At 66.5% G+C, this 14151-nt stretch carries 9 protein-coding genes and 2 pseudogenes; 3 read left to right on the top strand and 8 right to left on the bottom strand.

Translation table 11 applies throughout. The features are described 5' to 3' along the window. Nucleotides 1-82: 82 nt before the first annotated feature. From ACIQBL_RS45400 to ACIQBL_RS45375, 6 genes and pseudogenes are all read right to left on the bottom strand, one after another. The gene (locus tag ACIQBL_RS45400) at nucleotides 83-2014 is read right to left on the bottom strand and encodes an ABC transporter ATP-binding protein (RefSeq protein WP_401954184.1); all 1932 of its coding nucleotides are present in this window, start codon (nucleotides 2012-2014) and stop codon (nucleotides 83-85) included. Next, nucleotides 1981-3057 (bottom strand): sulfotransferase domain-containing protein, encoded by a 1077-nt coding sequence (locus ACIQBL_RS45395; RefSeq protein ID WP_401954182.1) that lies wholly within the window; start codon nucleotides 3055-3057, stop codon nucleotides 1981-1983. Before ACIQBL_RS45395 ends, ACIQBL_RS45400 begins: the two co-directional genes overlap by 34 nt. 142 nt (nucleotides 3058-3199) lie before the next feature. Next, nucleotides 3200-4168, bottom strand: coding sequence for an alpha/beta fold hydrolase (locus ACIQBL_RS45390; protein WP_401954179.1), 969 nt, complete (start codon nucleotides 4166-4168; stop codon nucleotides 3200-3202). Nucleotides 4169-4251: 83 nt separating this feature from the next. Further along, a pseudogene (locus tag ACIQBL_RS45385) lies at nucleotides 4252-4464 on the bottom strand (MbtH family protein); the annotation flags it as partial. Nucleotides 4465-4568: 104 nt separating this feature from the next. Next, complete coding sequence (locus ACIQBL_RS45380; RefSeq protein ID WP_401954177.1) at nucleotides 4569-5645, bottom strand: pyridoxal-phosphate dependent enzyme; 1077 nt, start codon at nucleotides 5643-5645, stop codon at nucleotides 4569-4571. A 148-nt stretch (nucleotides 5646-5793) separates the two neighbouring features. Next, nucleotides 5794-6732 carry a fatty acid desaturase gene (locus tag ACIQBL_RS45375; protein WP_401954174.1) on the bottom strand — a complete coding sequence of 313 codons (939 nt, stop codon included), beginning with the start codon at nucleotides 6730-6732 and terminating at the stop codon, nucleotides 5794-5796. Nucleotides 6733-7376: 644 nt separating this feature from the next. On the opposite strand from ACIQBL_RS45375, the gene htpG reads away from it, so the two are divergent. The 3 genes from htpG (at nucleotide 7377) to ACIQBL_RS45360 (ending at nucleotide 12217) form a co-directional block, all read left to right on the top strand. Continuing rightward, complete coding sequence (htpG, locus tag ACIQBL_RS45370; RefSeq protein ID WP_401954172.1) at nucleotides 7377-9329, top strand: molecular chaperone HtpG; 1953 nt, start codon at nucleotides 7377-7379, stop codon at nucleotides 9327-9329. Between the two features lie 301 nt (nucleotides 9330-9630). Beyond that, nucleotides 9631-10686: a 2,3-diaminopropionate biosynthesis protein SbnB gene (gene sbnB, locus ACIQBL_RS45365; RefSeq protein ID WP_401954169.1), complete on the top strand. Its 1056-nt coding sequence runs from the start codon at nucleotides 9631-9633 to the stop codon at nucleotides 10684-10686. 160 nt (nucleotides 10687-10846) lie between these two features. Further along, a complete protein-coding gene (locus tag ACIQBL_RS45360; protein ID WP_401954167.1) occupies nucleotides 10847-12217 on the top strand; it encodes a cation:proton antiporter in 1371 nt (456 codons plus the stop codon). Between the two features lie 296 nt (nucleotides 12218-12513). On the opposite strand, the pseudogene ACIQBL_RS45355 reads toward ACIQBL_RS45360, so the two are convergent. Both ACIQBL_RS45355 and ACIQBL_RS45350 read right to left on the bottom strand, forming a co-directional pair. Continuing rightward, nucleotides 12514-12815, bottom strand: a pseudogene (locus tag ACIQBL_RS45355) (ISAzo13 family transposase); the annotation flags it as partial. A gap of 245 nt (nucleotides 12816-13060) precedes the next feature. Further along, nucleotides 13061-14149: a terpene synthase family protein gene (locus tag ACIQBL_RS45350; protein ID WP_401954164.1), complete on the bottom strand. Its 1089-nt coding sequence runs from the start codon at nucleotides 14147-14149 to the stop codon at nucleotides 13061-13063. Nucleotides 14150-14151 lie beyond the last annotated feature (2 nt).

Genomic DNA, 14151 nt, shown 5'->3' with positions numbered 1-14151 from the left:
TCCTCAATCTATTCGCTGGATTCACCATGGCCGGCATCGGGTGATCAGGCGGCGCTCGCCGATTCGGAATCGAAACGGCATTTCACGCAGTCGATCGACTGTCCGCCGGCTGCCTGGAAAACTGCGTCAGATACAGTTCCGAATAAAGCCCACGGCTGGCAAGCAGCTCTTCATGCGTACCCTGCTCCTGCACCCGCCCGCCGTTTATCACCAGAATCTGGTCGGCCTCGCGAACAGTGGACAGACGGTGCGCGATCACCAGTGAGGTCCGGCTCAGCAGGGCGGTGTTCAGCGCCCGCTGGATGGCAGCCTCCGACTCCGAGTCGAGGTGCGCGGTCGCCTCGTCGAGCACCACGATCGGCGGTGACTTCAGAAGCAGCCTGGCCAGGGCGACACGTTGCTTCTCGCCGCCGGAAAGGCGGTAGCCGCGGTCACCGACGATCGTGTCGAGACCGTCGGGCAGCGCCGAGATGGTGTCCCAGATCCGGGCCGCCTCGCACGCCTCGATCAGCTCACGCTCCGAGGCCTCGGGCCGGGCATAGGACAGGTTCGCACGAATCGTGTCGTGAAACAGGTACGCCTCCTGCGACACCACGCCGACTGCTTGCCGCAACGAATTGAGGGTCAGATCGCGGATGTCGTGGCCGCCGATGCGAACCGCCCCGGAAGTGGGGTCGTAGAGACGGGAGACCAGATGAGAAATCGTGGTCTTCCCGGCGCCCGACGGCCCAACCAGCGCCGTCAGCTTTCCGGCCGGAACGTGAAAACTGATGTCCTGCAGAACGGGCGTATCACTGGACATCTCGGGTGCCGGCAGGGCCACCGACTCCAGCGAGGCCAGTGACACCTCGGCAGCGGACGGGTATCTGAAGCAGACCTGGTCGAACTCGATTTCCGGCGCGCTCTCGCCCGACGCCAGCGACAGCTCCAGCGCCCCGGGCCGCTCGGTGATCAGCGGCTTCAGGTCCAGCACCTCGAAGACCCGGTCGAAACCCACCAGCGCGGTCATGACACTCACCTGCATGCTGGACAACTGGTTGACCGGACCGTAGGCCCGCAGCAGCAGGGTGACCATCGCCACCAGCGTGCCGATCTTGAAGGCGCCGGCCAGGACCAGGCCGCCGCCCAGTCCGTACACCAGCGCGGTGGTCAGCGATGCGAGCAGCATGGTGATGATCATGAATATCCGCCCGTACACCGCGATCCAGACCCCGATGTCACGGACCCTGCCCGCCCGGTCGGCGAACGCCTTCGCATCCTCTTCCGGCCTGCCGTAAAGCTTCGCCAGCATGGCGCCCGCCACGTTGAAGCGCTCGTTCATCATCGAGCCCATCTCCGCGTCGAGCTGCATGTTCTCCCGGGTCAGCCGCTGCAGCCTGCGCCCTATCAACCTGCCGGGGAGAAGGAACGTCGGCACCAGCACCGCGGCGGCAAGGGTGATCTGCCAGGACAGGTAGAACATCGCCGCGAGAACCAGGCCGAGCGTCAGCACGGTCGACAGCGCCTGGGCCACCAGGACACTGACCGCTTGCTGCGCCCAGACGACGTCGGTGTTCAGCCTGCTCACCAGCGAGCCGGTCTGGGCCCGGGTGAAGAACGCGATCGGCTGGCGTTGGACGTGGTCGAACACCGCGATGCGCAGGTCGCACACCAGCCCCTGACCGATCTGCCCCGACAACCACGCCTGGACGTAGACGACCAGCGCGTCCACCAGCGCGAGGCCCGCGGCGACCAGCGAAAGGGTGACGACGACCGCCAGCCGCCGATCCATGATCCCGTCATCGATGATCATCTTCAGCAGCAGTGGCGTCGCCACGGTCACCAGGGAATCGAGAACTGCCATCGAGGCCAGCAGCACCAACCACCAGCGGTGCCGCAACAGGTAAGGGATGACGCGCCGGACCGTGCCCGGCTTGATCTTCTGCCGGGTGACCGAATCGTCGATCCGCGGCCGCAGGTTGCGCGTGCCGATGCCGCCCGCTACGTACAACGTGAACACCGCCCGTGCAGCCACACCAGCAGGTCGGGTGGGAGTTCCTGCGCCGCGCGCTCGTAGTATCCGGCGAGCTCGTCGTCGGTGAGCAGTTCGGTTCCGGAGCCCGACCGGCCGGACCGGAAGAACGCGGAGTCGTCGGCTAGCACGCCGCCGAGCGGCTTGATGCGGCCGGCCGCATCACGCATCTGGTCGAACGTCGCGGCCTTCACCAGCTCCGGCAGCGCGGTCTCCGGGACGGTGATGTCCAGGCGCTGCGCGAGGTAGCGCATCTGGCCGGTCAGGTCCGCGGCGAGCTCGTCGTAGTGCAGCAGCACCACGTTGCGCTCGTGCCGCAGGGCCCAGGCGCTCGACATGTGGCGGAGCATTCCGGCGAGCGAATCAGGCGGCACCGGTGGGCGGGTCTCCTTCTGAAGCCACTTCAGCAGCCACTCGCGCGGCGGATCGCGGTGTTCGGACGACCGCGCCTCGCCGGTCTCGCGATCCAGCATGTTCGCCCGCTGGTGGTACAGCGAAATGGCGGCGTCCAGGGGGTGCCTCCCGACAGCGATGTACGTCGCCTGCGGGCTGCGGGTGATGTCGCTCAGCGGGCTGTGTGTCTTGATGAACCGCCGGTGCTGCTGGCCCTCCAGCAGGGCCAGCACGTCATCCCGGCGATCGTCGGGCCCGTCCAGCCAGGGCGACAGCACCGACAGTGGGGCGGCAAGGTCCGGCTGCTGGAAGACCAGCAGCGCGCAGATCATCTGCAGCCAGGTCGTTCCACTCTTGACCTGGGCGGAGACGACGATGTCGTCCGGCCGGAACCGTAGAGCCTTCCACCGGTCGGCGCGGACGATGACCATGGTGCTCAACAGCGCCCTGCGGCCGCGGTCGGTGGCGCCGTCCGGTCCGAGGTAGCCGCGCTGGATCAGCTTGCCGGCCAGCTCATCCGTCGTCTCCGGGCCGAGCCCCAGCTCTTGGGGCAGGTCCAGCACGGCGTGACGGCGCAGGTACGACCCGAGCAGGACGAGGTTCTCGGGCCAGGTGATGTCGCCGAATCCCGCAGCGGCCAGCTGCGCCTCCATGACCGGCCCGTCGCACCTGAGCGCTTCGTGGAAAAGCTCGACTCTCGATTGCTCGGTACTCAGCGGAGCCATACGGTCACTTCCATCCCATCGGGTCGCCTCCACGTCGGCCGGTCCGCCGCGGCGGACCGGCTTCCACACGTCAGCACGACCGGTTCTTGTCGAGGAATTCGACGATCGCCGCATTCACCTCGTGCGGGCGTTCGAGGTAACCGACATGACCGCACGACGCGATCTCGACGTAGTCGCAGTCCGGAATCGCCTCGGCGACCTCGGCGACCAGGTACGGCGGGCACATCAGGTCGTCGGAGAAGGCGATCGCCCGGCACGGCACACCGATCCGGCGGAGGAGATCGCGCTTGTCGGAGGTCAGGTCGATGGAGCTCTGGCCGCCGGCCGCCCCTCTCCGGGAAGCCGACATCTCATAGATGTCCAGCCACGTCGCGACGGCGGTGTCGCTGTTCAAGGTCGCCGGCGAGAACATCTGCAGCACCGAGTTCGGCGCGTCGTAGGCAGGCGGCAGTCGGACACCGTTCTCCGCCAGCATCCGCTCCCCGGAGTACAGCGCACGCCGCAGGACGTCCGCCCGGGAGCGCATGGCCATCAGCACGCAGCACGTGACGAGGTCCGGCCGGGCGACGGCGAGTTCGGCGGCAATGAGCGCCCCCATCGAGGTCCCGACCAGCCGGCACGGGCCGAAGTCCAGTGCCTCGATCAGCTCGGCGGTGTCGGTCACCAGATCGTCGAGGAAGTACCTGCCCGGTGGAACGTCCGACGGGGGCACTCCCCTGTTCTCGAACGTGACGGTCTCGTACCCTGCCTGGTTCAGCGCGGGCACCTGATGCATCGTCCACACGTTCCCGCCGGCCGCCTGGCCCATGATCAAGAGAACATGTTCCCCCTGGCCGGTTCGCTCGTATGCCAGCCGGATACCGTTGACAGACGCATACGGCATTGATAGACCACCATTCACTCGCTCCGCTCGACGTACCGCGACGACCTCCGCGCGGCCATCGGTCGCATATTCGTTCAACTGCGGCGGCGAATCAGTTGAACTCTCTCTGCACGCAGGCAGCGATGGCGCGGCCGTGAATCCGCCGCGGGCGGTCACTTCCTGTCTGCGACCTCTTCCGTGGCCGCCCGCGGTCCGGCCGGCATCCCGTTCGTCGCCGACCCGTTCCGCCGCGCCGCGGCATCTTCTTCCATCTGCCGGATCAGGCTGTTGGGCCGTAGGTCGGTCCAGTTCTTCTCGACGAAGTCGAGACACTCCTTCCGGCTGTCCTCGCCGAAGATCGCGTTCCAGCCCTCGGGAACGTCGGCGAAGGCGGGCCAAAGAGAATGCTGGCCCTCGTCATTTATCAGAACAAAGTACTGGGCGTCCTCGTCTTCAAAAGGGTTCGTCGCCACTGTCCGCTCCTTTTGCCTACGCCGACCTTTTGGCCAAAACCGGAATTCGATTTCATAATGCCCGATTGCCTTATCGCTGGCAACAGCGCACATTCTAAACACTCTCAGCTTTCGAAGTGGAGGACCGGTTCCGGCAGTGGATCGGCATCCGGCCGCTCCCACCTGAACCGCAACCCGTCGGCGCGAAGCCGGTCAATCGCCGCGACCGTTTCGCCGAACAGTCCGATATCCGCCAGCCAGCGATCCGAGTAGAAGGTATCCAGGTACTTGGTGCCCTCATCGGGGCAGAGGCACAACGGGAACAGTGTTTTCCGCCGCTCCGCCGCCGCCACCATCGCGCTGATCACACAGCCGCTCGAACCGCCCACGGCGAGCTCAAGGTCCTCTCTCAGTACCCGGCACATCGCGAAGGACTCGGCCGCGCCGACCGCCGCGAAATCGTCGTAGCAGCTCGCGTCGAGAAAGCTCGATCGCAGGCTGGACCCGATGCCGGGCACCACCCGCCGGCCCGCGCTCTCGGTGATCGCCTGCGACCCCGCCGCGTCGACCGCCACGATGTGCATGTCAGGACGGTGGCGGCGAAGGTACGACGAAACACCGGCGAGCGTGCCGCCGGTCGAAACGGCGACGTAGACACCGTCGCAGGCGGAACCGCCCTGCTCGGCGATCTCCCGGCCGGTCGTGCGCTCGTGAATCCGGGGATTGGCGCTGTTGCGATACTGGTCGGGCCACCGGTAGCCGGGATGGAGTTCGAGCAGGCGCGCTACTTCGTTGAGGCGGCTGATCAGATACCCGCCGTACTGATCCGGCGTGTCCACGAGTACCGTCTCCGCGCCAAGGCGCGTCAGCCGCTCGCGTGTCGCGCCTGGTGTCCGCGGATCGATGACCGCGATGAAACGGCAGTCGATCTGCCGCAGCAGTGACGCCATCGCTATGCCGAGGTTGCCCGACGTCGACTCGACGACGACAGTGCCCGGAGTGAGCGGTCTTTCGCGTTCGAGCATGAGGATCAGGCCGATCGCCGTTCGATCCTTGATCGATCCGGTGATGTTCTCGGCTTCGAGCTTGAGCAGAAACCTGCGCCGTCTGCCGAGGTACTCGAAGGTGGCGATCACCGTGGGTGTGGGCCTGAGGCTGTTCTGCAGAATCGAGGCCGTACTGCGCGCCGGAGTCCGGCCCATTGTCTAACCTCCAGCAGAACTGACGAATATTCGCTTCGACGCGAGCCTGTTCTCGCGAAGCACCCCGGGACGTGCCGGTCGAAGAGCCGTCGCGCCACCGGCGCCGGCGTTCCGCCCGCTCGCACGGACTCACGCAGATCGGACCGGCTCAGTCCTGCGGTCCTGCGCGACCCGCTTGCCGGAGCCCCCGGACGGGCTGAGAAAGAAAACGAGTCCGGTGACGAAGCTGCGCCGCGTACCCCTCCGGATCGCTCGCCACCAGACTCCGGTGCAGTTTCCGGATCCGGTGATGCGGAACGCCCGGCCAGAGGTGGTGCGCGGTGTGGTAGCCGTCGCCGTGCGGGTGGATGAGGAATCGCTGCAACAGCCCGAGGTTGGACACGGTCGACTCGAACACGGTCTTGGAGCCGGTGTAGACGTGCTCGCTGCTCTCACCGAGAAAGCGCACCACGGGCAGCGCCACGCCGTAGCCGATGAGCCACAGGCCGGCCGCGGCCAGCGCGGACCACCAGCTCCCCCAGACCAGCCCCGCCGGGACGACCGCCAGCACGAGAGCCCAGACGAGCGGCCGGAAGGGAAGATTTCCCGTCCCCGTCGAGGTCACCTTCCACCGTCGGCGATAGGCCGGCATCCGGCTGAACGAATCCCGTGCGAACGACAGGATGTTCCCCCGGTCCAGTTCCTCCAGCCCGAACTGCCAGTAGTTGGCGAGGTCGGGGTCGTCCCGGGTGCCGAAGCGCCTGTGGTGTCGATAGTGCGACGCGCGATAGACGTCGAGTCGGGCCCCGGTCGGGACACCGGCCAGTGCGGCGGCCAGCAGATCGTTGAGACGGCGGTTGGCCCGAGTCCAGTTGTAGTGGGATGCCTCGTGGGCCATGCATTCGAGGGCCCGGTACTGCCGGCCGAGCAGCACCGCGCCGATTCCGGCCGCGGCCAGCCCGGCCACGACATGCCATCCGGTCCAGAGGGCAGGCCAGGCCCCGAGGATGAGGATCGTGACGATGACGGTCTGGTCCGCCACCGCCTGCGCGGTGGACAGCCACAGCTTGGTGGAGTGGGCGGCCGCGATCACCCGGCGGGTCCGCACCGGCGCGGTGTACCCCCGAGGGACCGGGCGGTCGGCACGCCTCACCGGACTCATGAACGGGCTGGAGGAATTACCGGTTGCGCTCGACATTGTCAGACGCACCCCGGTCCGGCGCCGGTGACCAATTCCCGAGACCCGGAGTGCTTCCGCCGTAAAGCATAGCGAGTGGTCACTGTCAGTTCCTGTCGAGAAACTCTGCGAAGGTCTGGGCTGATACGGCATCGGCGGCCATGAGCACTTCCGATGAATCGAAGTGGAACCCTATGGTTCTCATGGCGGCCTCCATTTCCCCGGTCAGGGCATCCACTATCGCAATCCACGACACGTTTATTCAACGCCGGCCGTTCAACTGCGGTCGGGTACCAGTTGAACAGCCGGTCGGCGAGGCCGTGCCGATCGACCGGGCACGCTGGACTCACTACACGTTCCCAGCAATAGCATGTCGACATCAGCCTTGTTCACGTACGACTGCACGCCAGCTGAAGGGCCGCTGTACTCTCGCCTTCGGCAACGCACCGCTTGGCGTTGCACGGTGAGTCGCGCGCGGCGTCGTGCATCCCGCACGCCCCAAACCGACGCGCCAGCGGATTTCGCCGATTCGGCACTCGTGCCAGACCGCTCAATGGGGATCATGGAGGCTTCGGATGTCGGTTCAGGTAGAGCAGGTGAAGCAGGAAGTCCACAGTTTCCAAGCGGAGGCGGCACAGATCCTGGACCTTATGATCCATTCTCTGTACAGCAATAAGGAAATCTTTCTGCGCGAGCTGGTGTCAAATGCCTCGGACGCGATCGACAGATTGCGACTGGAACTGCTCTCACACTCGGAGCTGCCCGAGGCGGAGGGGCAATTGCGGATCCGCATCGGATACGACAGGGAGGCCGGCACAGTCACCGTGGCCGACAACGGCATCGGTATGAGCCGGGACGAGGTCATCCAGAACATCGGCACGATCGCCAAGTCCGGCACCCGGGAGTTCCTGCGGTCACTCTCCGGTGACCAGCGCAAGGACTCCACCATGATCGGCCAGTTCGGGGTGGGCTTCTACTCCGCGTTCATCGTCGCCGACCGGGTGCTGCTGACCACCCGACGGGCAGGTCTCGAACCGGGCGAGGCGGTGCGCTGGGAATCGGACGGGCAGGGCGAGTACACGCTGGAGACGATCGAGCGGCCCGAGCGCGGCACCACGATCGTCCTGCACCTGCGGGAGGGTGAGGACGATCTGACGAACGGCTGGCGGCTGCGGTCCGTCGTCGAGAAGTACTCCGATCACATCAGCGTGCCGATCGTGATGCCCGGCGAACCCGAAGACCGGTCCGGGGAGGAGGCGGACGCCCCGAGGCCGGACATCACCCTCAATCGGACCTCCGCGCTGTGGACCCGCCCAAAGGGCGAGCTCACCGAGAAGGACTACAACGACTTCTACCAGCACGTCGCCGGCGAAGTCAGCAACCCGCTGACCTGGGTGCACGCCAGGATCGAAGGCACCTACGAGTACACGCTGCTGCTGTTCGTCCCCTCCCGCGCGCCGTACGACCTGTGGGTGCCCCAGGCACGCCGCGGTGTTCGGCTCCATGTGCAGCGGGTCTTCATCATGGAGGACACGGGGCAGATCCTGCCGAAGTACCTGCGGTTCATCCGCGGCGTCATCGACTCCGCCGACCTTCCGCTGAATGTCTCCCGGGAGACTCTGCAGGGCAGCCGCGCGGTGGACAACATCCGCGCCAACGCGACGAAAAGGGTGCTGCGGCAGCTCGCCCGACTCGCCGAGTCCGAACCGGAGAAGTACGCGGTGTTCTGGAGGGAGTTCGGCGCCGTCCTGAAGGAGGGAGTCGCCGACGACTACTCCAACCGGAACGAGATCGCCAAGCTTCTGCGGTTCACCTCCACCAAGTCCCCCACCGATGCCCCGGACACCTCGCTGGATGCGTACGTCGCACGGATGAGGGAGGGCCAGGAGCACATCTACTACCTACTCTCCCCCTCCCTGGGCACCGCCAAGTCGAGCCCCCACCTGGAGGCGTTCCGCACAAAGGGCGTGGAGGTGCTCCTGCTCGACGAGGGTGTCGACAACTGGGTCGTGTCCAGCCTTCGCGAGTACGACGGCAAGAAGCTGCAGTCGGTCGCCCAGGGGACCGGAGACCTGGGCGCCATGGCGGACGACGAGGAAAGGAAGGCCAAGGAGCAGGCCGACACCGAGTACGCCGACCTGCTCGCCAGTCTCAAGGCCCACCTGGCCGGACAGGCCTGGGATGTGCGCCTGTCCACCCGTCTCACCGCCTCGCCCGCCTGCATCGTCAGCAACGAACCCGAGACCGACGTCAATCTCATGGAGCGGCTGCGCGGAACCGGGCTCCCACGCCAGGCGGTTCTCGAACTCAACCCGAAGCACCCCCTCATCCAGCGCCTCAACGGCACACAGGACCGCACACAGCTCCGGGAGTGGGCACTGGTCCTCTTCAATCAGGCGGTACTCACCCTCGGCGCCCGGATCGCGGACCCCACCACATTCGTCCAGCGGCTCAACACCCTCCTCACCGCCCTCACCGATCAAGAGAGTGCAGACGGTGCCGCCCAGGCGGCCGGCATCTCTCCCTGACGCGGCAGGGTGGGATGCCCTGCAGCCGCGACTTCCGCTGCAGGGCATCCTCCGTGTCCGCCGCGGGTCAGGAGGTGTGAGGCAGTGCCGTGCACCGCGGCGCCGGAGCCGAGCGTCGAGGGGGTCCGGGACAGCTCTGGCCGCGTCAGAACAACTCGCGGGCCGGGATGGCGCCTGACGCCTGACGCGAATGCCGTCTTGCTCTTTCCAGACGAGGGACACCGTTACGCCGCGCGGCTTGTCCGCGGCCGGACGAATGGCTGCGCGTTGCTCGCACCGCTCATCCGCGGCTGACGCGCGCATGTCCGGCGACCTTCGCGCCCCGAAGCCCAGACTCCCCGACGAAAGGCACGCCATGCTGATCCTGCGCCACCGCGAAGTGCGTGACATTCTCGCCTCCCGGCGCGACCTGGTCGTGGAGGAGGTCGGCGACACCTACCGCAGGCACGCCGAGGGCCTGACCACGGTGCCGCACTCCATCTTCCTGCGCTTCCCGGACATGCCCAAGGACCGCATCATCGGCCTGCCGGCCTACGTGCGTGACGGCGAGAAGTCCGCAGCGATCGGGATGAAATGGATCGCTTCTTTCCCGGGCAACGTCGCGCGCGGAATCGAGCGCGCCAGTGCTGTCATCGTGCTCAACGATCCGGAGACCGGACGGCCGGCGGCACTGGTCGAGGGCTCCGAGATATCCGCGCACCGCACCGCGGCGAGTGCGGCGATCGGGGCGCGGGCGCTCTCCCTGGAGACGGCGCCGGAGGAGGTCGCCCTCGTCGGCTGCGGCCCGATCAACCGCCAGGTGCTCCACTATCTCTGCGACACCTGGCCGACCCTGGACCGGCTGCGGCTTTTCGACCTGGACGCGGAGCGGGCACGACGCTTCGGCGAGGAGGCCGCGAAGCGGCACGGCCTGAACGTGATGGTCGGCGGGTCCGTGGCCGAGACGATCGCCGGGCAGCGTCTGATCGCCCTCGCCACCACCGCAACCACGCCCCATCTCGATCTCGGGCCCGCGGCCGGGAACGCGACCGTTCTGCACGTCTCCCTGCGCGACGTGCAGGTGCCGGAGATCCTCGCGGCGCAGAACGTCGTGGACGATGCCGACCATGTCTCCCGCGAGCAGACCTCGGTGCACCTGGCCGAACAGGCGAGCGGCTCCCGTGACTTCATCGACGCCGAGATCGGCGCGATCCTGTGCGACCCGGCCTCGTTCCGCCGCGACCCGGCCCGCCGGGCGATCTACTCACCCTTCGGTCTCGGGAGCCTCGACATCGCGCTCGCCGACCGCGTCCGCCGCATCGCGCAGGCGGCCTCCCAGGGCATCGTCATCGACGGCTTCCTGCCGGGCGAGGCCTAGCTGCCCTGTGGCGTACGGCCCGACCGCCCAAACTCCCACGAGGCTCCCGAAGCACCTGTGAGGCCGCCCGGTCCGGCACCCGAAGAGTTGGTACGGCAGCTCCAACAGACCGCCGATACCCGCCAGTTGTCGTCCGGAGCATCCGGGTAGCCGCCCAACCGTGCCATTCGGCCCCGGCCTGCCACCATCAGCGGCGCGCCTCGGGACTTTACCGCCACCGACGACAGGAAGGCCTCCTGTGCCCGACACCCTGGCAGCCTCCTTCTTTCTGGCTCTGTTCACGGCCCTGGTCCTGGCGAAGGTTCTCGGCGCCGTGGCGCAGCGGTTCGGCCAGCCGTCCGTGCTCGGTGAGATCCTCGCCGGCATCCTGATCGGCCCGACCTTCTTCCACGGCACGATCGCCGACCACCTGCTGCCCACCGACGTCCGGCCGTACCTGAGTTCACTCGGTACCGTCGGACTCGCCGTCTTCATGTTCGCCACCGGAGCGGAACTTGAGCGCACGCTGCTGCGTTCACAGGGCCGAGTGGCGGCTAGCGTCGCAGTCGCCTCCTTCCTGCTGCCGTTCGCACTCGGCTCCGGGCTCGGTCTGTATCTCGCCGGGCAATACGCACGCGGCAACTCGGCCGGATTCGTGCTCTTCATCGGCTCGGCCGTCGCCGTCACCGCTTTCCCCGTGCTTGCGCGGATCCTTGCCGACCGCGGGCTTCTGCAGACTCACATCGGTGGCATCGCGCTGGGCGGCGCGATGCTGGCCGATCTGATCGCCTGGTCGGTACTCGCCGTCGTCCTCACGGTGATCGGGGCGGGCCAGTGGCACGCGCTGCTGATCCCCGCCTACCTGGCGCTGATGTGGTGGGGCGCACGGCCTGCGCTGCACCGGCTGCTCATCGTCTCTGGGACCAACGCGCAGGTTGTGGTGGTGTGCGGGATGTTCCTCTCGTGCTGCGCTTCCCAGTGGATCGGGCTGCACTACATCTTCGGGGCGTTCGTCTTCGGCGCGGTCATGCCGCGCGATCCCACCGTTGAGGTGGCTCTGTTCACGCGCCGACTGCAAGCGTTCGGCACGCCCTTCCTGCTGCCGCTGTACTTCGTCCTCGCGGGCATGAACGTCAATCTGTCAGGGCTGTCCGGAGGCGCGCTCACCGACCTCGCGCTGATCCTGCTCGTGGCGGTGGTCGGCAAGATGCTCGGCGCGTGGAGCGGGGCGCGGCTGCAGGGGATGCGCGGGCGCGACCCCTGGGTTCTGGCTGCCCTCATGAACACGCGAGGTCTGACCGAACTGGTCGTACTGACCGTGGGATTGGAAGTCGGTGTACTCAACGGCGCGTTGTTCTCCCTGATGGTCGTCATGGCTCTGGTGACCACGTTCATGACCGGCCCGCTGCTCACTCTGCTGTTGCCGCACGCCACACCCGACGCCGGCACCGGGCCGGATTCCAGTTCTGGTGCCGTTTCGTCGTCTGAGAACGGATCCAGGAATCCACCCGTCCCCGCTCCCGGGGAAGCCGCACACCGGGACGACTCCTGAGCCGGATCCACCGGCTTGATTCCGAGGGCGAGCATAAACATGGCGGCGGATCCGCCGATCATGGGAGAGATGTCAAGTGACGGAAACCGCCGTGAAGTTGGAAACCGTGGAGTCCGTCGAGAGTGTCCGGTCCGGAGAACCTGCGTCCTGGTCCGACGAGCAGGCGGCAGGCGCAGCCGCCGATCCCGACGCACTCGACATCTTCGCATGCGGCGTGTGGCCGATTCGATGGTCTGCTCGATGCCGCCCGCATCTGGCCAACGGGCACACTCCACCACGGCTTTAGGGCTTGCAGATCATTGACACGTCGCCTTGATCTTGTTTTGGGGCTCGCCGGTTTGAGCGAGGACCCGAGCGTGGAGGGCCGCGAGGACGACGGGTGGCGTAGTCGCCGGCGGGATGACGATGCCGTGCGCCTCAAGGAGTCTTCTGTTTTTCAGCGGTGCATCGCGGTCCGGCTGCTGCCGAACAGTACGGCGAGAGGTCCGGCGGCCAGGGCGACCCGGAGATGGAGCACGGTGGCCAGGATCTGTTCGGGGAAGGCGAGCCGGGGCGGACGGCCGCGTCGGGCATCGCCGTCGGGGATCAACGTCCTGGTGAAGAACTCATTGCCCCTTTGATCTGTAGCTCAGCCGCACCCCGCGTAGACCATGCCAAGAAACCGGTCCCCGACGTACGCACCCCATGCCGGGCCGTCGACATCAACAGGTCTCACCGACTGCACTGCCTGTCTGTCTGTCTGTCGACATCGCGCGTGAACAGGTCTCCGCACCCAGTCGGGTCCGTGAGCGACACCGCCCCCCGCTCGGTCGGCGACGCGTGGCGCGAGGCTGTCCCGCGGGATCAGCCCAGTGAGGAAGTGATCTCGCTGGCGGAGAAATAGTGGGGGTCGACATAGCGGTTACTGATCATGTACCAGTCGAAGGTGCCGCGGATGATGCCGTAGGCGAGGCTCAGATACTTGCTGATCGCCTCTTGTTTCGTATAGTACCCGTCGATCAGCCGGGGACGATCGTTTTCGATCTGAAGCATGGATCTGACCATGTCATCCTCGATCTTGCCGGTGAGGTCGATGGAGGCCTGCAGATCCAGGCCGTACTCGCGTTGCAGGATCGTGACGAAGTTCGGCTCTCCGCTCTTCACGTCCTTGTAAAGGCCGATTAGGTCGTTTTGGAGGACGATGACGAACGGAAGGATGTCAGTGATCATCCGCACGTGTTGCTCGTCGGCGACCTGCCGGATGTCGAGGCCGGACTCGTGTGCCAGGAAGATGGCGCCGTGTGCCATGAAATAGCGGGTGACGATGTCTTCTTGACGGCGCATGAGATAAGTCATGGCGCACACGGTCGCTGGCTGGTCGGTGAGGATGTGCGAGCGAACCGCGCCGAGGTAGCGGTGAAGGTCCGCGATGAAGGCTGAGTAGAGTGCGGGTGTCGCGTACGCTTCGCTCTCCTTCAGCCATCGGTGCCACGCTTTGAGCAGCGCGTCGTCGTGGGGTGATGGTCGTGCGCCGTCCACGATCCGTGACAGCTTGCCGAGGTAGGAGAGTTTGGTGTCGGCTCCGACGGCGACGTTGTCAATCAGGTCATCGAAGAGGAAGAACAGGGCCAGGTTGAGGGCCCCGTAGAACACAAGGTCCTTGCTGCACCTGGCGTTGGTCAGGGCGGAGCACTCGTCGAGTTTCATGCCGAGTAGGACGTCGTGCCCTTGAGTTCCCGGCTCGATCAGTTCACTGTCGACCAGCCAATCGACGTAGGCCGTCCGGACCTCGGCCAGGTGCGGGCTGAGGGCGTGCCGCACCGGGAGGAGGAGCCCCGGGAGATGGACCGGTTCGAGGCCTGGAAAGTTATAGGGCACGCTGGTGAGGCGTTCGCCGTAGGGTTCGGCCTGTCCGTCTGTCTGGATCCGCCAGCCGCCAATGCCGTCACTCATAG

This window comes from Streptomyces sp. NPDC088350 (assembly GCF_044753545.1).
In the GTDB taxonomy this organism is placed as follows: Bacteria; Actinomycetota; Actinomycetes; order Streptomycetales; family Streptomycetaceae; genus Streptomyces.
Note: the sequence above shows the minus strand (reverse complement) of the source record. Positions and strands in the feature narration are given on the sequence as shown.

Coding starts and splice junctions, on each gene's coding strand:
- ACIQBL_RS45395 (WP_401954182.1), bottom strand. CDS start 3,057: ATGGAGGCGCAGCTGGCCGCTGCGGGATTCGGCGACATCACCTGGCCC.
- sbnB (WP_401954169.1), top strand. CDS start 9,631: ATGTCCGGCGACCTTCGCGCCCCGAAGCCCAGACTCCCCGACGAAAGG.
- ACIQBL_RS45350 (WP_401954164.1), bottom strand. CDS start 14,149: ATGAGTGACGGCATTGGCGGCTGGCGGATCCAGACAGACGGACAGGCC.
- htpG (WP_401954172.1), top strand. CDS start 7,377: ATGTCGGTTCAGGTAGAGCAGGTGAAGCAGGAAGTCCACAGTTTCCAA.
- ACIQBL_RS45380 (WP_401954177.1), bottom strand. CDS start 5,645: ATGGGCCGGACTCCGGCGCGCAGTACGGCCTCGATTCTGCAGAACAGC.